Origin of the sequence: Paenibacillus sp. Soil724D2 (assembly GCF_001427935.1) — a bacterium.
Lineage (GTDB): Bacteria > Bacillota > Bacilli > Paenibacillales > NBRC-103111 > Paenibacillus_E.
In genome coordinates, this window is record NZ_LMRY01000047.1 from 1 (window position 1) to 20,075 (window position 20,075).

15 protein-coding genes are annotated in these 20,075 nt (G+C 47.2%); 10 read left to right on the forward strand and 5 right to left on the reverse strand.

What is annotated here, in order from left to right; all coding sequences use genetic code 11:
* Positions 1-343: 343 nt before the first annotated feature.
* Complete coding sequence (locus ASG85_RS29910) at positions 344-664, reverse strand: hypothetical protein (RefSeq protein ID WP_060648629.1); 321 nt, start codon at positions 662-664, stop codon at positions 344-346.
* Between the two features lie 685 nt (positions 665-1,349).
* Between ASG85_RS29910 and ASG85_RS29915 the strand changes: the two genes are divergently transcribed.
* Both ASG85_RS29915 and ASG85_RS29920 read left to right on the forward strand, forming a co-directional pair.
* Positions 1,350-2,135 (forward strand): hypothetical protein, encoded by a 786-nt coding sequence (locus ASG85_RS29915; RefSeq protein WP_060648630.1) that lies wholly within the window; start codon positions 1,350-1,352, stop codon positions 2,133-2,135.
* A gap of 179 nt (positions 2,136-2,314) precedes the next feature.
* Positions 2,315-3,670 (forward strand): dicarboxylate/amino acid:cation symporter, encoded by a 1,356-nt coding sequence (locus ASG85_RS29920; protein WP_057303669.1) that lies wholly within the window; start codon positions 2,315-2,317, stop codon positions 3,668-3,670.
* A gap of 141 nt (positions 3,671-3,811) precedes the next feature.
* Here ASG85_RS29920 and ASG85_RS29925 read toward each other — a convergent pair whose 3' ends face one another.
* The 3 genes from ASG85_RS29925 to ASG85_RS29935 all read right to left on the reverse strand — a co-directional run bounded on the left by ASG85_RS29925 (position 3,812) and on the right by ASG85_RS29935 (position 7,154).
* Positions 3,812-5,077: an NAD(P)/FAD-dependent oxidoreductase gene (locus ASG85_RS29925; RefSeq protein WP_060648631.1), complete on the reverse strand. Its 1,266-nt coding sequence runs from the start codon at positions 5,075-5,077 to the stop codon at positions 3,812-3,814.
* Positions 5,078-5,132: 55 nt separating this feature from the next.
* Complete coding sequence (locus ASG85_RS29930; protein ID WP_060648632.1) at positions 5,133-6,209, reverse strand: permease; 1,077 nt, start codon at positions 6,207-6,209, stop codon at positions 5,133-5,135.
* Between the two features lie 549 nt (positions 6,210-6,758).
* Entirely contained in the window at positions 6,759-7,154 is a 396-nt protein-coding gene (locus ASG85_RS29935; protein ID WP_060648633.1) for an FAD:protein FMN transferase, read from the reverse strand.
* 175 nt (positions 7,155-7,329) lie between these two features.
* Between ASG85_RS29935 and ASG85_RS37370 the strand changes: the two genes are divergently transcribed.
* The 8 genes from ASG85_RS37370 to ASG85_RS29970 all read left to right on the forward strand — a co-directional run bounded on the left by ASG85_RS37370 (position 7,330) and on the right by ASG85_RS29970 (position 18,268).
* Positions 7,330-7,506: a hypothetical protein gene (locus ASG85_RS37370; protein WP_200961720.1), complete on the forward strand. Its 177-nt coding sequence runs from the start codon at positions 7,330-7,332 to the stop codon at positions 7,504-7,506.
* Positions 7,507-7,672: 166 nt separating this feature from the next.
* A complete protein-coding gene (locus ASG85_RS29940; protein WP_060648640.1) occupies positions 7,673-8,356 on the forward strand; it encodes a response regulator transcription factor in 684 nt (227 codons plus the stop codon).
* Entirely contained in the window at positions 8,353-9,861 is a 1,509-nt protein-coding gene (locus ASG85_RS29945) for a sensor histidine kinase (protein ID WP_057303674.1), read from the forward strand. The genes ASG85_RS29940 and ASG85_RS29945 overlap by 4 nt, the downstream gene beginning before the upstream one ends.
* Positions 9,862-10,420: 559 nt before the next feature.
* Entirely contained in the window at positions 10,421-11,530 is a 1,110-nt protein-coding gene (locus tag ASG85_RS29950; protein ID WP_060648634.1) for a hypothetical protein, read from the forward strand.
* A gap of 892 nt (positions 11,531-12,422) precedes the next feature.
* Positions 12,423-14,108, forward strand: coding sequence for an HlyD family efflux transporter periplasmic adaptor subunit (locus ASG85_RS29955; RefSeq protein ID WP_060648635.1), 1,686 nt, complete (start codon positions 12,423-12,425; stop codon positions 14,106-14,108).
* 33 nt (positions 14,109-14,141) lie between these two features.
* Positions 14,142-14,867, forward strand: coding sequence for an ABC transporter ATP-binding protein (locus ASG85_RS29960; protein WP_060648636.1), 726 nt, complete (start codon positions 14,142-14,144; stop codon positions 14,865-14,867).
* A complete protein-coding gene (locus ASG85_RS29965; protein WP_060648637.1) occupies positions 14,864-16,042 on the forward strand; it encodes an ABC transporter permease in 1,179 nt (392 codons plus the stop codon). Before ASG85_RS29960 ends, ASG85_RS29965 begins: the two co-directional genes overlap by 4 nt.
* Before the next feature lie 21 nt (positions 16,043-16,063).
* Complete coding sequence (locus ASG85_RS29970; RefSeq protein WP_060648638.1) at positions 16,064-18,268, forward strand: hypothetical protein; 2,205 nt, start codon at positions 16,064-16,066, stop codon at positions 18,266-18,268.
* A gap of 429 nt (positions 18,269-18,697) precedes the next feature.
* Here ASG85_RS29970 and ASG85_RS29975 read toward each other — a convergent pair whose 3' ends face one another.
* The gene (locus ASG85_RS29975; RefSeq protein ID WP_060648639.1) at positions 18,698-19,612 is read right to left on the reverse strand and encodes a metallophosphoesterase family protein; all 915 of its coding nucleotides are present in this window, start codon (positions 19,610-19,612) and stop codon (positions 18,698-18,700) included.
* Positions 19,613-20,075: the final 463 nt, after the last annotated feature.

The window sequence follows — 20,075 nt, forward strand, 5'->3', positions numbered from 1 at the left end:
TCAAATGGATAAAGTCCAGATGTAATAATATGTTATTTTTTGTGGATAACCTTTGATCGCAATTAAACTATTCTACGATGTTAGGTTTGATGCATGCTTAGTGTGAAAAACATCCTTATGAGGGGCGAAACCCACGCGAGGCGCGGGAAAGCATAGCCATAGTGATGAAAAACATCGCTAACTCGCACCCGCGGCCGAGCAAGCCCCTCATAAGGATGAAAAACATCCTTATGTTGGTTGAAACCTACACGAGGCGCACGAAAGCAGGGCTTCAGCGATGAAAAAACATCGCTAACTCGCGCTCAACAGCCGAGCAAGCCTGCTATAAGGATGAAAAACATCCTTATGTTGGTTGAAACCCACGCGAGGCGCGTGAAAGCAGAGCCATAGCGATGAAAAACATCGCTAACTCGCGCCCGCGGTCGAGCAACCCCGCCATAAGGATGAAAAACATCCTTATGTTGGTTGAAACCCGCGCGAGGCGCTGGAAAGCATAGCCATAGCGATGAAAAACATCGCTAACTCGCGCCCGCGGTCGAGCAAGCCCTTCATAAGGATGAAAAACATCCTTATGGTGGTTGAAACCACGCGAGGCGCGTGAAAGCATAGCCATAGCGATGAAAAACATCGCTAATTCGCGCCCGCGGTCGAGCAAGCCCTTCATAAGGATGAAAAACATCCTTATGGTGGTTGAAACCCACGCGAGGCGCGCGAAAGCAGGGCTCTAGCGATGAAAATCGCTAACTCGCGCCCGCGGCCGAGCAAGCCCCTCATAAGGATGAAAAACATCCTTATGTTGGACCAGATTCACCTACCCTCACAATCCGTGTCCATTCATCCGTGGACGTCCCCAAGCACTAACCCGAACTGGGTTAGTGCTTTTTTGGTAGAGAATAGAAATGGGGAATTAGCAAGCCGAGTTGTACAACGTACAACAATTTCCATTATTTCTTCTGGGTAAGCTAAGAATGTTGTATGTTGCACAACAATTTAGACTTTTTATAGGCAATAGAGCCACTTTTGGCTGGAACTGTTGTATTTTGCGCAACATTCGCGTGGAAGACGAGGAATAGCTTGCCTATTGTTGTACAAGGGTACAACATTTCACGGAAAAGCAATCGAATGTTACACATATTCGTCTTAGGCGTAACTTGTTGTGCATAAACTTTTGCAAACACTCTCGCCCAAGGACTGAGTAAGCCGAGTACTTCAGCTTATTTATTCACTTCTTTCACTGCTGCTTTCTAGGCATGCGCCTTTTTATTGTAGATACCACAGAATGCGTAACCTTTACCATCATTACCGCGTCTGGTGAGATAAGGAAGTAAATTTGTGGAGGAGTGATTCGGATGAGACGCATGGTGGAGATGGTTTTGATGGCAGCAATAATAAGTGTGATGACTGGATGTATGGGTGATCAAACAAAAGGTGCCACGGGTACAAGCAATAGCAGCAGCCCTCACCCGACATCAATGGTCCCTCCGACAGTAGCTCCTTCTACATCATCGACGCCAATCTCACCGGCACCAACACTCACACCGAATTCAACCGCACAGGTACCGAACACAACTACTCTTCCTCCTAGTATCAAACCAAGTCCAACTTCGTACGCCAAAGAAGCCGACGCGAAAAAAGCAATCGAAAGCCGAGCCAAAGAAACGATACAAGCGCTGAAAGAGAAGGATCTGAAAAAGCTAGCTGAGCTAATCCATCCAAAAAAGGGTGTGCAATTCTCGCCGTACTCCTATATTCATGTGTCGAGTGATGTCCAGGTTCTAGGCAGCGGGCTTGCAGCCCTTTGGGCAAATACCAGTACGACACACTGGGGCGATTACGACGGTTCAGGTGACCCCATTGATCTCACTTTCCCCAACTATTGGAACAAATTTGTATATAACGAAGATTTTGCAGCCGCACCGCAAATCAGTTATAACATTATTCTTGGCAAAGGGAATATGATTAATAATGTATTCAATGTATATCCGACGACTTCAGCGATTACGGTGGAATATCATTATCCCGGTCTAGATCCACAGTTTCAGGGGATGGATTGGACCAGTCTGCGGCTTGTTTATGAGAACTCAGGCACTCAGTGGTATCTAGTTGCAATTGTCCATGACCAGCATACGATGTAGCTCCGTTCCATTTCTAATTCCAAGAAACGTCTAAAAACCGTATTAAATCTCGATTATTCCGGGGGATAGTTCGGTTTTTACGTTATTTTTGAAAATTTATTATTGACAGCTTCCGTTTAATGTCATATTCTTATCCCATAAAACCGAGTAACATCGTAGGAATTAAGGAGATGATTCTAGTGAATAACAATTTAGTGACGGCATTTCAAACCAACTGGGTCAGCCTAGTCGTATCCATTATCATTATCGGGGTCCTCTTCTTATTGGCGAAAAAGAGAGTAAGCTTTGGTAACCGTGTTTTCATTGGTTTAGGACTTGGTTTAGTAGCAGGGGTAGTTTTTAATCAACTGGGGCTTCAATTTAAAAGTGTGAGTACGATCGGAACTATCTATGTAAATTTGATCAAAATGCTCGTAATGCCTTTAGTACTTATTCTAGTCATAAACAGTATTTCATCGTTATCCAGTCTAGGCCAGCTGCGTAAACTGGGTTTGAAAACGATCGGTTGGTTCTTGCTAACAACAGGAATCGCGGCACTGATCGGTTTGGTTGTTGCCTTGGTGATTGATCCGGGTAACGGAATTGCACAGGCTGTACCGAAAGATTTTAAAGCAAGAGAAATTCCTACGTTTTCACAGGTTATTCTGGACTTAGTACCTTCCAATCCAATTAACGATATGGCAACTGGGAAAGTGGTACCGGTTCTGATCTTCGCGATTTTTGTTGCTGTAGCAATTGTACATGTCGGCTCGAAAAAGCCAGAAAGTGTAGCAGCAGTTAAATCGTTTATTACATCAGCAACAGCTGTGGTCCACCAAGTAGTTAAGTATGTTATTCGTCTGACACCTTATGGAGTGTACGCGTTAATCGCAGCAATGGCTGCCAAATATGGTCTGGATACACTTGCTCCTCTGGCTAAAATTATCCTAACTTCTTATGTAGCTTTGATCATTCACTTCGTGTTGATCTTCGGTGGTTTGGTACTTTTCGTGGCAAAAGTAAACCCAATCAAATTCTTCAAAAAGGCTTATCCGACAATTGCTGTCGCATTCACAACACGGAGCAGCTATGCAACGCTGCCTGTGAATTTGGAAGTAATTACGAAGCGCCTTCGTGTATCACCGCGTATTGCAAGCTTCGTGGCACCGCTTGGGGCAACAATGAACTTCAACGGCTGCGGCGGGGTTTGGCCGGCGGTTGTGGCGATATTCGTAGCGAAGGTTTACAATCTTCCGCTTGGCATTTCCGAATACATTATTCTTATCTTAGTTAGTGTGGTTTCCTCCATTGGTGTGGCCGGCGTTCCAGGTCCAGCCGCGATTTCGACAACAGTTGTACTTACAGCTTTAGGCTTGCCTTTGGAAGGTATGGGTCTTGTGCTTGGTGTTGAAGCACTGATCGACATGGGCCGTACAGCAGTTAACGCTACAGGAACAACAGTTACGGCATTGCTCGTAGCTGAGTCTGAGGGAGAATTCGATCGTGCAGCATTTGATCGTGACGAAGAAGACGACCTTGAATTGGCTACAGCTTAATCGATGAACATAAAGGAAGAAGGACCTGCATCTTAGGATACGGGTCCTTCTTTTTTAGTAGATAAGAAAGTATAAGTTTTATTACACTTCGCGTCATCAGTCTTGACAAACGCGCTCGTCCCAGAAGGACGACGGAGTCGTTTATCCTTGCACCTGCTGAGCAGCATTCTTGCCAGCCATATAGCCAGTAGAAAATGCCGCGGTAATGTTATAACCGCCCGTATAGCCGTGAATATCGAGGATCTCACCGCAGAAATAAAGCCCATTCACGAGCTTAGACTGCATGGTGCTCGGATCGATTTCTTTAAGCTGAACGCCGCCGCCTGTGACGAAGGCTTCCTCTATAGAGAGTGTTCCTTTGACGATAACGGGGAAGGCTTTCATCAGTTTGCATAGCTCGAGCCATTTTTGCTTTGGGATGTTGTCGTACGTAAGCTGATCATCTAAGCCAGACTTCTCAAGCATGATCGGGATTAGGCGATCGGATAAAAGTGGCTTAAGCACGTTTTTGATCGCTTTTTTAGCTTCAGCTTTCGCGAGAGCCATGCTTTGGTTGTACACGTCGTCCGTGCTTTGATCAGGGAAGAGGTCAACGGTTAAGAGTACTTCTTTGCGCTCTGATTTGGCGAGCTCTTTCACGACGAATTGACTACAGCGCAGCGCAATCGGCCCTGACAAGCCAAAGTGAGTAAATAACATATCGCCGCGGTGGGAGATGATCGATTTCCCTTTGGCGTTCCACACGCTGAGTGTCACGTCCCGCAAAGAAAGTCCTTGCAGCTCACGGCTGCGTATAAAAGCTTCCTTCGAGGTTAACGGAACCTCGGTCGGGAACAGCTGCGTGATGGTATGCCCGCCAGCTTCAGCCCAAGCATAACCGTCTCCTGTGGAGCCGGTATGCGGCACAGAGCATCCGCCGGAGGCAATGATGACAGCTTTGCTGTTCATCGTTTCGCCGGAATGCAGACGAACGCCTTGGACGCTGCCGTCCTTGTATAAGACCTGCTTGACCGGACTATTCGTCCGGATCTCGACACCCTGTCTGCGAACTTGGCCGATCAACGCGTCTACGACGGTTTTGGCCTTGTCGCTGATGGGAAACATTCGACCGTTGTCTTCTTCCTTCAGGCGGATGCCGAGATTTTCAAAGAAATCAATGATGTCCTTGTTGCTGAAATGGGTTAAAGCACTATATAAGAAGCGCCCGTTGCCCGGAATATGCTTGATCAATTCATCCATGTCTTTGTTGTTCGTTACGTTGCATCTGCCGCCGCCGGATATCCCGAGCTTACGCCCCAGCTTGTCCCCTTTATCCACCAAAAGCACCTTCGCGCCATCCATACTCGCGGCAATGCTGGCCATGAGACCAGCGGAACCGCCGCCGATTACAATTACATCATATGTCATTCGAATAAAGCCCCTACATCGCATATTTTGACACCATCATAGCATGCAAGGCGTCTTAAAGAAAAATAACACCGACTAAGCCGCTTAATATGCCAAGCGCTACTACTGAAACGGTAACAAACAGAATGACTTTCTTAGGAAATGATTTCGAAATCATTAGCAAAGAAGGCAAACTGACGGAAGGCAGCGTAAGCAATAATGCAGCTGCGGGACCTGTCCCAAGGCCAAAGGTCATTAAAGATTGGATAATCGGAATCTCTGCTGCGGTAGGGATTACGAACAGCATACCTGCAATAGCGAAACCAATAATAAGAAGAATACTATTTCCGGCAGTTTCCCCGACTGCAGGAAATAACCAGGCTCTGCTTGCTCCTAATAAAAGTACCGCGATGATGTAGGCTGGAACAATATGAAGAATCATCAACCAAATACTTTTCAACCATCTTTGTAAGAATGAGCCAGATTGTTCTTCTGTTATTTCCTCTGGTTTAACGGTTAGATTCTCTGGAAGTTTCGTTTTTCCAGCAAAAAGGTTGGCGTAATAGCTTACACCAAAGGTTAATATTAAACCAAATACTAGTCGGATTAAGGTGAACTTCCAAGACAAAACAAAGGTCATAAACACCAAGGTTGCCGGGTTAATGGTCGGGTTTCCAAGCCAAAAAGCTAGGCTTGCGCCTACGGATACATTCTTTTTGCGTAATCCTACTGCAAGAGGCGCTGCGCAGCATGTGCACATCATACCTGGTATGGAGGAAAATCCTCCGATTAAAGTACTTTTGAAAGAAGTTTTACCAAGCATCCTAAGAAGCCACGTAGACGGTAGAAGTACCTGTAACAATGAACCAAGGATAATGCCTAGTAGTGCTGCCTTCCAAACCGATTTGTAGTAAGTCAGCGCATAATCCCATGCAGCCTGCCAAGAAGGGGCGGGGGCTGTAGGGTTTTTACCAGAAATTATGGACGACCCTATAGAATGTTTAGTCGCAGCATCGAATGCTTTATGATAGTAAGGCCACCATTTCACGTACGTTAAGCCAACAATAGCGATTATTACAAAAATGATAACATATAGTACAACCCTTTTATTGATTGGTTCTACATGAGGTGAGGAATTACTGGTATGTGTCATTATATTCTCCAGACATTAGATTTTGACAAGTTAAATTGGTTATCATTATAACATATCCAGAAAATGAGAATGACACATATTTTTGCGTAAACTGAACCCTTGCTGGGACCGAAGCCAGTCTTATCGGCGAAACGACGGAAGAACATCTAGACGTATCGGAGCATCTGCTGCCCCCAGATATGCTTAGCTCCCCCTCCACGTTGTCCCCTTATCCACTAAAAGCGCCTCGAGTAATCCATACTTGCGGTAATGCTGGTCATGAGCACAGCGAAACCGCCGCCAATTGCGCCTACATCGCATATTTCTCACCATAAAACATGGGTTATAACAAGAAAAAAATAAAGATGCACACAGGTTGTGGATAACATGTTGATAAAACATGCTCTTTTGTGAATAAATTGTAAGGGTTCTGTGGATAAAGTGCTATTAAATGTGGGTAAAAGGCTGAATTGGAAAAATTCTGGCTAAAACCTGTGTTTAATTGTAATTCCTCAGGACGCCACGTCCTGAAAGTGATAATGGTCAATGTGCATGTCCAGCCATCTTCTATTAAGAGATGCTTCTCTTCCAAAGTAATGCAGCTCCTGATTCGTTATCTATTTCCCACACTAATGAAGCAGGAGCTTTCTCAAGGCCCGTTGGCAAACCTTTTTGCTGGAGAGGAATAAAGTTCCCATCCGTTATTGCTTGATACCCCTCAGCTAGAAAAAGCACCTCTAACATCGTAGCAGAGACCATACAATTTTCACCGGCTAATGTATTCAGTAGACTGATTTCACTGTCGGCGAGATAAGGGCTGAAACGCTTTTCCACACTTCGAAACCAATCGATAGCTAGCTTCTTAATGAGAGTACTTTCTTTCTCTTCACAGCGGAGCAGCAGTTCGATATTAGACTCCATAGTCTGAAAATGAAACGGATGCAAGTACTGTGTGATACGTTCCATAAGGTTATCCTCTTTTCTTTCGTGTCCTGAAGGAGATGAACCTATTATAGAAGCGTTAACTGAGATTCAATTGATAGTTGGCTGAAAAATTACTGAAAAATTAAGCTGGACGCTGACTAGGAACGAGTACCAGCTGACGGACGCTCTGCGCAAGATGTGTCTGCAGGAAGGGCTGATGGCACTTGAACTTAAAGGAGATCGCTACGATATCGGAGATAAATTCGGTTATATGAAGGCGATTGTTGAGCTGGGGCTTCAAAGAGATGAGCTTCGCCCGCAGCTGCTGGCGTATCTGGATATCCTTTTGCAGAAAGAATTGGGGAAGGAGAAGCTGCGGAGGCGAGTCGTGTAACTTTAATAGGCAGGGATAAAAAGTCGGGTCCGCTCAGGCCCGGCTTATTCGTGCGGAAATCGAACATTCAGCAACCTTTCAGCAACCGCTCAGATTGCTTTTAGGGAGGATATGGGATACTGACTGTAGAAAACGTGTACAATGAACTTCGGGGGGACGAAAAATGATGCGCCAATTAAAAGGTATTAAAATTCTGCTCGTTGATGACGAGCCTCATATTTTAGAATTTCTGGAGTTAGGTTTAACGAATGAAGGGTTTGAGGTCATGACGGCTCAGGATGGGATTAGTGCGATTACAGCATGTAATAAGTTTCAGCCGCATATCGCTATTCTGGATGTGATGATGCCGGGGATGGATGGGTTCGAGGTTTGTCGAATGATTAAGAAGACGGAAAATGTCGCAGTTATCATGCTGACGGCTAAGGATGAAATCGATGACCGGGTCAAGGGACTCACGCTTGGGGCCGATGATTATATGATTAAGCCTTTCAGTTTTGAGGAGCTGCTTGCTCGTATCTATGCGCGGATTCGCAACCATTTTCCAAACTTGTTCGGTGAAGTGATCATTGGACCGCTTCGTATGGATGATCGGCGCAAGGAAATTAGCCTGAATGACAACGTGCTGGAGCTATCTCCTACGGAATATGAGCTCCTCAAATTTATGTCGATTAACCACGGACTTGTATTAAGCAAATCGATGATTCTCGATAAAGTGTGGGGCTATGACTTCGGTGGCGAAGAGAACATCGTCGAGGTGTACATTCGCTCCTTGCGCGATAAGCTAGGCGATAAAGAACATAAGCTGATCCGCACGATTCGCGGCGCCGGTTATCGGATGGATTTAACATGAAAAGGCGGGGCCGGTTTGCCGAGCATTTTGTTACCGGTTCGCTGAAATTCCAGTTGCTATCGCGGTCATTATTGGTGATGTCTGTGTTATTACTGCTGATTGGTGTATTCCAATATATTTTCATGCAGCAATTTCTGTATAAGAACAAGGCGGAAACGATTCGCAATCAGCTTGCGACGTTACCTCCCAATACGTGGCAGCGGGCAGGGGAATTTCCGGATCGTGGCCAGAATCCTTTTATGCCCAGACGAGATACGAACGGTGGCGGTGGTAATCATTCGGACAATACGGGAGGAGAGTTTCCTCGGATTTTCGTTCCTGATTTATCGATTGCTTTGATCGATAGTGAGGGGACTTACAAGCAGTTGTCTTCAGAAAATGTAACCTTCCCTTTGCAGCTTACGAAGGAAGAATATCAGGAATTATTGAAATCGAAAGAGAAGCTGGACTACCGAACCATGAAGGATAAGGATGACAATGAACAGTTGATTGTCTTTCATCAAATTCGTGAGAGATCCCAAGGCGTACAAGGACTTATTCAGGCGAGTACGAGCACAGCACCAATCAAAGATTTGCTGCTCCGTCAGTTGTTAACCTTTCTGCTATTGTCCATGACAGCATTGATTGTAGGGCTGCTTGGATTTCTGCCTGTGTTAAGGCGAACGTTAGTGCCGCTTTCTAATATGGTTGATACAGTGAAACAAATCGATTCAGGTAATCTGGGCGAGCGGTTCCCTGCACATCAGGGGCAGGTGGAGATTGACCGGTTATCGACTTCCTTCAATAGTATGCTTGAGCGACTGGAGTTTTCTTTTGAAGCTGAAAAAGAAGCAAAAGAGCAAATGCGACGCTTCGCTGCTGATGCCTCGCACGAACTTCGGACACCGCTGACTTCGATTCATGGCTTTCTGGAAGTACTCCTTCGCGGAGCGTATCAACAGCCGGAGCCATTGCTGAAAGCGCTGAAGAGCATGCACGGCGAATCCGTGCGTATTAATAAGCTAGTTGAGGACCTTCTACTGCTTGCTCGTTTGGATCGAACGCCATCTTTTCAGAAGTCGGAAGGGCTGCTCGATGAGATGCTGCATGAGATGGAGCCTCAGCTTCGTCTACTGGCAGGAGACAGAACAGTTACTTTTACGCTGGAGCCCCAGATCCGTTGTCTGTATGATCCGGATAAAATCAAGCAGGTCGTTCTCAACTTGTTTCACAACGCCGTTCAGCATACGCATCCTTTGACCGGTGAACTAGGGCTTTCGTTAGCTAAGACCGATGCTGGTGTTGAAATTGCTGTTCATGACAATGGGCCAGGTATCGCACCTGAACATCTCCCTCATTTGTTTGATCGATTCTACCGAATCGATTCCTCTAGGGCGCGAAGGAGCGGCGGTGCAGGGTTGGGATTATCCATCACCCGTTCCATTGTGGAGCTCCACGGAGGAACGATTGAGGTTCATAGCACAGTAGGTGAAGGTAGTACATTTAAAGTGCTGCTGCTTCCATAAATGAGTGGAGCCTTATCTCGACGGGATGTCGGGGTAGGGCTTTTTTAATTTAAAGAATGTAAAATAAGAGCCCCCAGAAGCTKCTATTTCGCYAAAAGGTGGCTAATGGTGGGGGAATAGGAGTCTCTACAGACTCTTATTTGGTGCAGAACACGGTGTGTGTGGATCATACCGCGCAAATAAGAGCCTCCAGAAGCTTCTATTTCGCTAAAAGGTGGCTAATGGTGGGAAATAGGAGTCTCTACAGACTCTTATTTGGTGCAGAACACGGTGTGTGTGGATCATACCGCGCAAATAAGAGCCTCCAGAAGCTTTCTATTTCGTCAAAAGGTGGCTAGTGGTGGGAATTTGGTTTCGGGGTAAGCGAGGGTAGCTGTTCGATGATACCAAGCCAAACTATATCGGCGGGCCGCCTTATAGGTGTTTTCCTCTTCAGCCAATCCTCAGAAATCTCTCAACCAATCTTCAGTTTACACTCAGATGAGATTCAGGTTAGGCGACTATACTTGGTTTTGTAAGGAAGAAACAAAAAATATAAAGAAAAAGGTGGAAACAAATTATGAAAAACATCGGCAGAAAAATTCTTACTGGTTCATTGGTAGCTTCTTTTGTACTCGGAGTTGGTTTTGTAGGAGCCTTACATAATCAAGCATTTGCAGATACGGTAACAGGCACGTCAACGAGCACATCAACTCAAAATGCAGGACCAGGAGGCAAAGGTCGTGGAGATTTCGGAGATCGCGGTGGCTTCAAGGGTGCAAACGTGGTCAAAGAAACAGCGACAATCCTGGGCGTTGAAGAAAGCGTCGTACAAGATGCACTGAAAGCGGGCAAAACATTGGCTGCAATTGCAGAGGAAAAAGGACTTGCGAAAGCAGACTTTTTGCAAAAGCTAGTCGCAGCAGAGACCGCTTCGATTACAGCTGATGTAGCAGCGGGCAAAATAACACAAGCGCAAGCAGATAATGTTCTCAAAGGTCTAACTGATCAATTGACGAAGCGTATTGATGCGATTGGGTTCAAAGGCGGATTCCCTGGTGGAGAAGGCGGTCGCGGTGGCATGGGCAAAGGTCACGGCGGCAATCTTGTAGAGCAAACAGCAACAATTCTTAGTGTAGAGCAAAGTGTCGTGCAAGATGCATTGAAAGCTGGCAAAACATTATCGGCTTTTGCAGTGGAAAAAGGTTTAACGGAAGCAGATTACGTGGCTAAGCTAGTTGCAGCAGAAACCACTTCCATCAACGCTGAAGTTACAGCTGGTAAACTTACGCAAGCACAAGCAGACCAAATGTTGTCGGGCTTATCCGACCGATTGACGAAACAAGTGCAAAGCACACGTCCAGAGGGCGGTCGGGAAGGTAGAGGCGGCGGTCATGGCGGCCCTGGCGGCCCTGGCGGTGGGCAATTCGGGAACCCTGAAGTGTTAACGCAAATTCTGGGCTTCACGCAAGATGAGCTAAGAACCGAACTGGAAGCGGGCAAATCGATCTTGGATGTTGCTACAGCTAAAGGCATAAGTGAAGATGATCTCGTTAGCAAAATCAAAGACGGAATGACAGATTCCATTAAGAAGCATGTTGAGCAAAAAGGCACTGATCGTAAGCGCCCAGCAGGCACACCGTCTACAAATACAACAGCACCAACTGCAACTCCGGCTGCAACTAGCTAAAAATGGAATGGAGGAAGCTGCTCGCTACGCGGGCGGCTTTTTCCTTTCCAGTGGATAGCCGATGAGTCCCCTTTCCGCCGTAAATGAAGGGGGAACAGGCTGTACAGTCCGAATTCCGCGCTGTAGTGATGATTTTCATCGCTAAAGTTTGTGGGTGGAGGGAGAATGGCTCGTTAGCGATGTAAAACATGCTTAAATGACGATGGAACTGGCTGAGTAGTCCAATTTCTGCGCCGTAGAGATGATTTTCATCGCTAAAGCATGCGAGAGGAGGGAGAATGACTCGTTAACGATGTAAAACATTCTTAATTGATGAGTAGGCTGACCGAGTAGCCCAATTTACACGCCGTAGTGGTGATTTTCATCGCTAAAGTATGCGGGAGGAGGGAGAATGACTCATTAACGATGTAAAACATTCTTAATTGAAGAGTAGGCTGACCGAGTAGCCCAATTTCCACGCCGTAGAGATGATTTTCATCGCTAAAGTATGCGAGAGGAGGGAGAATGACTCGTTAACGATGTAAAACATTCTTAATTGATGAGTAGGCTGACCGAGTAGCCCAATTTCCACGCCATAGTGATGATTTTCATCGTTAAAGTGTGCGGGCGGAGGTAGAATAATTCATTAACGATGTAAAACATTCTTAATGATACGGAACGGGCCGTGCAGTTCGGCTTCTGCGCCGTAGTGCGCTCACACCGCCCCGCCGTCAGTCACCGAGTTAACCACACGCGCGACCTAATCTTTTTCAGCAAACGCTCAGCCTGTGTTCAACTTATATTCAGCCTACGTTCAGACAGGTTTCAGCGATCCCATTTACACTAAATCTAGTAGAGATTGTTATGGCCTGGGCGGTGGATAGTCTGGGTAACTGGGAGAGGGGCATAAAGGATGAAATTAGGTCGGAAGAAGAGATGGATCATTGTGGCCCTAGCTGCCATTCTATGTGGAGCGGGAACTTACTATTACGTACATAACAAGGCGCAGCCAGCGTCTGCAGCAACACAGCAAACAACGATGAAAGTGACCAAAGGGGCGATATCCATGGCGGTATCTGGAACTTCTCAGCTGGATGCCAAGGACAAGCAAAATATTGTGATCCCCATAGATGGTATCATCAAAACGATGAATTTGACGCAAAATCAGGCGGTCAAGAAAGGCGATGTGCTAGTCGAGCTGTCGGTGCCTTCAACGGAAACGACTCTCAAGGAAGCCCAGGTCAGCCTGCAGCAGCTTGAGAAAGAGCTTGCAGATCTGCAGGATCAACAAAATCATATGAGTGTTGCAGCTTCAATGTCTGGCAAGATTACATTACCAGCCAATCTGGATGTAGGCAGTCAAGTCAATAAAACAACGAAGATCGGCACGATTTCAGATACATCGCAGTTTAAAGTGAAGCTGCCATTCTCCCTGCAGGAAGCTGTACAGCTGAAAAAAGGTGACCCTGTAGAGCTTAGCGTCGATGGCTATCTATTATCCAAAGTCGGAGCCGTAGATACGATAGACCGTGAGATTAAAGCGGATGCTAATGGAAATAAAGTGGTTACGGTAGAGGTTCTGGTTAGCAATGATGGGACACTTTCGGCGGGCCTTAAGGTAAAGGGCAGCATCGGCAGCGGCGATGGTAAAATCGACTCCTCCGAGCAGGTGGCGCTTGAGTATGTGCGTACATCTTCTATATTTGGAGAGGCAAGCGGAACGATAAAAAGCATGAAATTTAAAGATGGCGAAACGGTGAAACAGGGCGATTTGATCGCCACCTTGTTCAATGACGACCTTCAAAATAATATCATTAGCAAGCAGTCAGCCATCGAAAGTCAGAAAATCCGTGTGAATGATGCGGAGCAGAAAGTAAATCAATTGACGATCAAAGCGCCGTTCGATGGCGTTTTCTCAGCTGATTTTGCCAACAGTAAAAACAATGTGCTTCGCAATTATCCAGTAGGCGCGCAAATTAATGCCAATACAACGCTAGGAGCCGTAGCGAGCTTAAGCACGATGCAGCTGGCTATTGCTGTAGATGAGCTCGATTTAACAAGCGTCAAGGTCGGGCAGAAGGTAACCGTTAAGGTTGATGCTATCTCCGGCAAGACGTTCCAAGGCGAAGTAACTTCCGTTTCCAATGTAGGAACAACGACGAATGGAGTCACAACGTATGATGCTGTGGTAGCGATCCCGAATACCGATCAGAATGATTTGAAATATGCGATGACGGCGACGGCTGAAATTTCTATACAAGATAAGAAAGATATTCTCGTACTTCCGATCCAAGTGGTGACAACAACCAGAGGGAAGTCTACCGTTTCGCTGAAGAAAGCGGATGGAACCGTCGAAGAGCAGCACGAAATCAAAGTGGGTATTCGCAGCAAGACGCAGGTAGAGGTGGTCAGTGGTTTGAACGAAGGCGACCAGGTCGTGATGCCGGTGCGCAGAGCGACAACGACGAATCAACAACAGCAGCAAGGTTTCCCTGGGGGTGCGGGTGGTTTTCCAGGTGGTGCAGGAGGCAACTTCCCTGGCGGAGCTGGCGGCACAGGCGGTGGCGGAACGCAAAATGGTGGAGGCACGGGCCGCTAGCCGTTAGCCAGCCCTACGGAGAGGAGCGATTCGATGAATATTATTGAACTAAACGAGGTAACGAAGAGTTATGCTCGGGGTGCAGAAGAATTGCAAATTTTGCGCGGCATTACCCTGCATATTGCGGAAGGAGATTTTGTTGCCATCATTGGTCCCAGTGGATCGGGAAAGTCAACGTTAATGAATACAATCGGGCTGCTGGATAGTCCGAGCTCTGGCTCTTATACGTTAGACGGCGTAGCGACAGAGAAGATGTCAGACAACGGGCTTGCTGAGCTGCGTAACCGGAAAATCGGCTTTATTTTTCAACAGTTCAACCTGCTGCCCAGACTTACTGCGACGGAGAACGTAGAGCTGCCGATGATTTATGCAGGCATTCCAGCCAAACAGCGGAGAGAACAGGCGCAGCGGATGCTGGAGAAACTCGGGATGGGTGAGCGAGGACATCACAAGCCAAGTGAACTGTCTGGCGGGCAGCAGCAGCGTGTAGCCATTGCCAGAGCTTTGGCCATATCGCCGTCATTAATTCTGGCAGATGAGCCGACTGGCGCACTGGATTCGAAGACCGGCATTGAGGTGCTTGAATTGATTAAGGAGCTGAATCGGCAAGGCAACACGATTGTTTTGATCACCCATGACCATCACATTGCAGACAATGCCAAACGCGTTGTGACGCTGCGTGACGGAGAAGTCATTAGCGATCAGAGAAACGCAATGCTGCCAACACCTGAACGTAAACTAGAGGGGGCGCTTTCATGAGAATTTGGGAGCTTTTCCAAATGGCGCTGGCCACGGTGCGATCGAATCCGCTTCGTACGGTGCTGACCATGCTTGGCGTTATCATTGGCGTTAGCTCAGTTATTACGCTAGTTTCGATAGGCCAAGGTACGTCCAAGGCGATTGAAAAGCAATACGAAGGGTTGGGAACGAACCTGCTGACGGTTAACCTGTTGGGCAACGGACGCGCCACGCAGCTGAATTATGATGAAGTCATGCAGCTTGAGAATACTTCAGGAATCAGTGCAATTGCACCGACGATGACTAGAAATAGCACTAGTATCAAATATGACCGGACAACAGAGACTTACAATGTCATTGGAACTAATGATCGATATCTCAGTTTGCAAAAGGGGACGGTCGCCAGCGGCCGCTTCTTGGCTCAAGCCGATCTGGACTTCCGCAATCACGTTGCTGTAATAGGCAGTGATGTGGCTAAGCAGTTTTTCGGTACGTATGACCCGATTGATGAAGAAATTAATGTGAACGGATATATGTACACGATAATCGGTGTGCTCAAAACGAAAGGCTCCAATACAAGCGGAACATCGCTCGATAGCTCGGTTTATGTGCCGCTCCCTACCATGAGCAGGGATTTTAAACTGGGTAACATTCGGACGGCTTACGTCGAAGCAGCTTCTGGCGATGAGGTATCCCGGGTACAAAGAACGTTAGAAGCTTATTTATTTAATAAATTTAAAAGCACAACGGGATACAACATTTTGAATTCATCCGAATTAATTAGCGCCAGACAGACGGCTTCCAGCACATTGACCAATCAGCTAGTCGCAGTAGCGGCAATATCCCTATTAGTAGGCGGGATCGGCATCATGAACATCATGCTCGTAACCGTGAGTGAGCGCACCCGGGAAATTGGGATTCGTAAATCGATTGGCGCGAAGCGGAGAAACATTTTGCTGCAGTTCCTAGTTGAAGCTACGCTGATTAGCGGTATGGGTGGGTTGATTGGATTGATTTTGGGGATCGGCTTATCTCTAGCATGGCCTTATATTAACCCTAGTCAACAAACGAGTTTATCCCTAAATATAGGGCTTTACGCATTCTTATTCTCGGCCTTGGTTGGTGTTATTTTCGGATTATATCCAGCTAATAAAGCATCAAAATTAAAACCAATCGACGCACTGCGTTTTGATTAGGTCCACAGGAGGTATGAAAATATGATTCGCAAATTATCATCAATTTCACTCAAACAGACAAGTCTTGCCCTGCTGTTGACTGGCAGCTTTGCAGCTGCATCGTGGATGGCTCCCGCTGCTCATGCGGCTACTGAAGCGATTTATATCACGAATTCCTCCTATTTTACATTAAACCAAGCGGCACTCTCGTCTTCTTCTCTTCAGTTTTCCGTTCTTTTACATAACGGGGAAAGCCAAGCGATAGATTTTAACCAATATGGGGTACGGGTTACGGATCAAGCAGGACATAGCTACACGGCGAAATTAAGCGAGAAAAAGAGTGCGAGTGTCCTCCCTGGGCAGGATCAAAGCTTCCGATTCTACGCTAACCTGCCAGCAGGTGAAACAGCCGCTCAACTAAAAGTGGATGTGTTCCGGTGGGATTTCGGCAAAGCCGATTTCATGAATCACCTAGGCGAACTTCCTGTTTCCTCGGTTGTGCAGGAGGGACAGGTAAAGGTGCCTGAGCAAATTATTAATTTGCATGCACTCGATAGTACGCTCTCCAATGACGCCTCCGCTGCTTTTCAATTGGGCCAAAGCGTTCGCGTCACGGAGAATGGAAAATGGTACATGTACACACAAGTTTCAGCAAAAAACTTAGGCTCGAGCAGTGTTAAGCTGCCTTCCGGTCTACAAGTTAGACTCGTGGATGCTAATGGGCTGAAGTATACCTCTACGGTTGCTAGCGGTTCCGATACAACGTTCCTGCCGAATCAATCGGATACGATGACGCTCAAAACACTCGTTTCCAGACAAATGCCGACCAGCGGCCTCGCGCTGGAATATTATTACTTGAATCAAAGCGAGGATGTCTCGCTTGGTACACTAAGTTTGAACACTTCGCTGCAAACAGCAGCGCTTGGCACCAAACAAGTCTATGCTGGGCAGCAGGAGGGCGAGCAGGTCACCGTGAAGGCGAATACGTCGACGTATTCGATTCAAGCAGACGGTGTTCATGTGCAGACCGTTGTCACGCTCAGCAATGATGACGAGGTGATCGCCTCCGTGCCATCCTTCTCTGCTTCTTATCAGTTCGGCGACAGCGGCACGTCTGTTACATCGACCGATAACGCCGCCCGCAGCGCCTACCTAGCTCCAAAAGAGACGGGTTCGTATTACTTCAACGCCATTCTGCCAACGGGTGTTGATCCGAATGCAGCTCAGCTGGTGCTGTGGCAGACGGCTACTGCGAGTAGCTCGGGCAGCTCGGCATCTGGCTCGACAGCGAGTACATCGAGCGGCGGCACAGCTTCTGGAACAGCAACTACAGGCTCAGTGGCAGGGGCTACTACTAGCTCGACGTCTACAACTAACAACAGTGGGGCAGTAGCGGCTAGTAAAATGCCGGTTGCCGTCTTCCTGCTTAAAGGGGCAAGCGAAGCGCAAAGCGGCTTTACAACAGCTGTGAACTATGAGCTTGGCAGTAAGCTGATTTTCAACAACAGCTCTGTTGTTAATAAAAATCTAGATGTCGCCCTAGTCGAGCTGCATGCTCACGAGAACGACGATCTAGGCTACAAAACAGCTGTAGCCAAATACAAAATCACGAACAATGGAACAAGCACTATCGCCCTTCCTGAGCTTCAAAATGAGCTGATCGACAGCAAAGGGAATACCTATACGGGATCTCGCCAAAGCTCAGTTGCTACTCAAATCACACCGGGCAGTTCTTATGTAGTGAGCTATTCCTACCTGCTTCCGAATAAAACACAATCAGATGATGAGACATTCGCATTGAATGTGTATGACGATAAGTCTGTATCCGAGGGTAATGTGTCGGTAGGAACCTATCGGGTAGCACTGCAGAAAGAGACGGAAAGCGATACGCTTGCCTTGTATCCTTTCTCCCTCAAAGTGAATGACAGCTCGATAAGCTGGCTTTATAACAGCGGGACTTACTCTTACCAGCTTAATCTGGATCTAGACATTGCCCATGAAGATCAGGTGATTATTGATTCGAACTTCTCCAAAATTGAATTCGATATGGTCGATTCCCTTGGCCGTATTGTTGGCACTCAAACTGCAACGCTGACAGGTACAGGGAAATTAACTAGCGGCAAGCAAAAAGTCGTCGTCACCGGTTTAAAAAATGAGCAGGTTGATTCCGGCGTGGTCGTCAATATGTACGAAGTGATTGAGACACCGAATGGGACGGCTAAGCGGCTGATTAAGCAGTTTCATTAGGATGGATGGGAACTGAATTCGTATAAAAAGATTAAATCGAAAAGGTTTAAAATGCAAAAAGACTGCCAGACATTGGGCTATTTCTAGCCTTGTCGGGCAGTTTTTTTTCCACGACTGACCAATCAACATACAGCTGTTGAGTAAGGAAATGGGGGCGAAATCTACTTCAAATTCATCTTTCCCGACTAAAGGACTGGAGCGACGTTAATCCCCGAAAAAGATTGAATTTGAAAATCTAATGGACTCGACAGCCCTTAATCTACTTCAAATTATGAAAAAAAGATAGATTGAAACCGAATAACGGCGCTGAAGTCCGTAAGCTCGGAATCATCGCTCCAAATAGGCAGTTAACGGCATCCAGGTCCGTTAAACGTCTATTTCCGGTTGGTTTCATTGTAGTTTTTTGGTGGTTGCGGAGACGGCTGATACCTATTTCACGTCGTAGCCTTTGGCGATGGATGGTTCAATCCATCGCTTTTTGAAGTGTTCGCGGCGCATGATCACCACGCGGTCCTTGTAAACGTCCACGACGAGACTTTGGCTGATGGCTTGCGTCTCGGGAACGTTTTGCGCGTTCCATACCTCCCGGATGGAAGCGCTGGAAGCGGCAAGGAACTTCAGCTGCTTCACTTGTCTGGTCGTTTCCAGGTTCCAGTGGGTGTGACCACTGAACAGAATGACGTTCGGGTGCGCATCGAGCAGCGCCCGAAGCTCTTCGTGCTGGACGACGCCCAGCTCCCGATCCGTGCCATCCAGCGTCTGCGGCAGTGGCTGGTGGAGGAACACGAACACGGGCTTGCCGGCGTCCGCCGAGCCCGCGACCGTAAGCCGCTCGCGCAGCCAGCCGAGCTGCTCGGGTGACAGGAACGCATCCTCACCGTAGGATGCGTTCACGTCCCTGTACGCTTCCCCGCTAAGGAACAGGAAGCGGTAGCCCTCCACGATAAGCTCGTGATACGGCTTATCGTAGCCCATCATGCGGTCGAATAACGCGACCGCTTGCTTGCTCGACCATGCTGGATTCATCTTCGATGTATCCAGCCCACCCTCCGTCGTGGGCCACACGCCGTAGAAATCGTGGTTGCCCATGGTCGCATGCACAGGGGCATGGTGCTGGCGGCCGAGCAGCGCCAACAAGCTGCGATAGTCGGCCTCACTCCCATTCGTAAGGTCGCCGTTCAAGACGAGCAGCTTGCTGTCCGGGCGCAGTGCGTGATGATCGGCCAGCGCTTGGCTCAGCCTCAGCTGAGCAACTTGGTCGTAGGAAGTGATGTGAACATCGCTCATCACGGAGAACGAAAACAAAGGCGCAGCCAGTGGCTGTTCAACCTTGCCGTTAGCCATGGTTGTGCCTCGTATCGGGGTCAAGAATAGAAGAAAACTAAGGATAAGTATTCGCAGCTTTAATGATTTCATCTCGGATTCACCTTCCAATTAGACTTATCGATTGTCCTTATTTAGCTTGCTTAGAGATATATTGTGCTGGTTGAGATTGTGGAAACATTCAAGCTAACTTAGCGAATGGTTTTCTTTCAGGCAATGGATTTTCTAGCTTATTTGAGAGTCAGAGGAGTAGAAGCCTTCGAATTGGTCAGTTCCCGCCTTTGTAATAAGGGAATGTTGTACGGCGTACAACATTTTTGTCCAATTTTTCTCACCAAGCTGTAATTGTTGTAGTTTGTACAACAATACAGCTTTATTTCTGGTTATTTCGGCTAGGCCCCCGAATTCTGGAGTCTTCCCGTTAAAAAAGCCAATTTTCGTAAGATTGCTTCTTTGTGCTAACAGTTACATTGCTTTATAGAAT

Coding starts and splice junctions, on each gene's coding strand:
- ASG85_RS29910 (WP_060648629.1), bottom strand. CDS start 664: ATGAAGGGCTTGCTCGACCGCGGGCGCGAATTAGCGATGTTTTTCATC.
- ASG85_RS29915 (WP_060648630.1), top strand. CDS start 1,350: ATGAGACGCATGGTGGAGATGGTTTTGATGGCAGCAATAATAAGTGTG.
- ASG85_RS29925 (WP_060648631.1), bottom strand. CDS start 5,077: ATGACATATGATGTAATTGTAATCGGCGGCGGTTCCGCTGGTCTCATG.
- ASG85_RS29930 (WP_060648632.1), bottom strand. CDS start 6,209: ATGACACATACCAGTAATTCCTCACCTCATGTAGAACCAATCAATAAA.
- ASG85_RS29935 (WP_060648633.1), bottom strand. CDS start 7,154: ATGGAACGTATCACACAGTACTTGCATCCGTTTCATTTTCAGACTATG.
- ASG85_RS37370 (WP_200961720.1), top strand. CDS start 7,330: ATGGCACTTGAACTTAAAGGAGATCGCTACGATATCGGAGATAAATTC.
- ASG85_RS29940 (WP_060648640.1), top strand. CDS start 7,673: ATGCGCCAATTAAAAGGTATTAAAATTCTGCTCGTTGATGACGAGCCT.
- ASG85_RS29945 (WP_057303674.1), top strand. CDS start 8,353: ATGAAAAGGCGGGGCCGGTTTGCCGAGCATTTTGTTACCGGTTCGCTG.
- ASG85_RS29950 (WP_060648634.1), top strand. CDS start 10,421: ATGAAAAACATCGGCAGAAAAATTCTTACTGGTTCATTGGTAGCTTCT.
- ASG85_RS29955 (WP_060648635.1), top strand. CDS start 12,423: ATGAAATTAGGTCGGAAGAAGAGATGGATCATTGTGGCCCTAGCTGCC.
- ASG85_RS29960 (WP_060648636.1), top strand. CDS start 14,142: ATGAATATTATTGAACTAAACGAGGTAACGAAGAGTTATGCTCGGGGT.
- ASG85_RS29965 (WP_060648637.1), top strand. CDS start 14,864: ATGAGAATTTGGGAGCTTTTCCAAATGGCGCTGGCCACGGTGCGATCG.
- ASG85_RS29970 (WP_060648638.1), top strand. CDS start 16,064: ATGATTCGCAAATTATCATCAATTTCACTCAAACAGACAAGTCTTGCC.
- ASG85_RS29975 (WP_060648639.1), bottom strand. CDS start 19,612: ATGGCTAACGGCAAGGTTGAACAGCCACTGGCTGCGCCTTTGTTTTCG.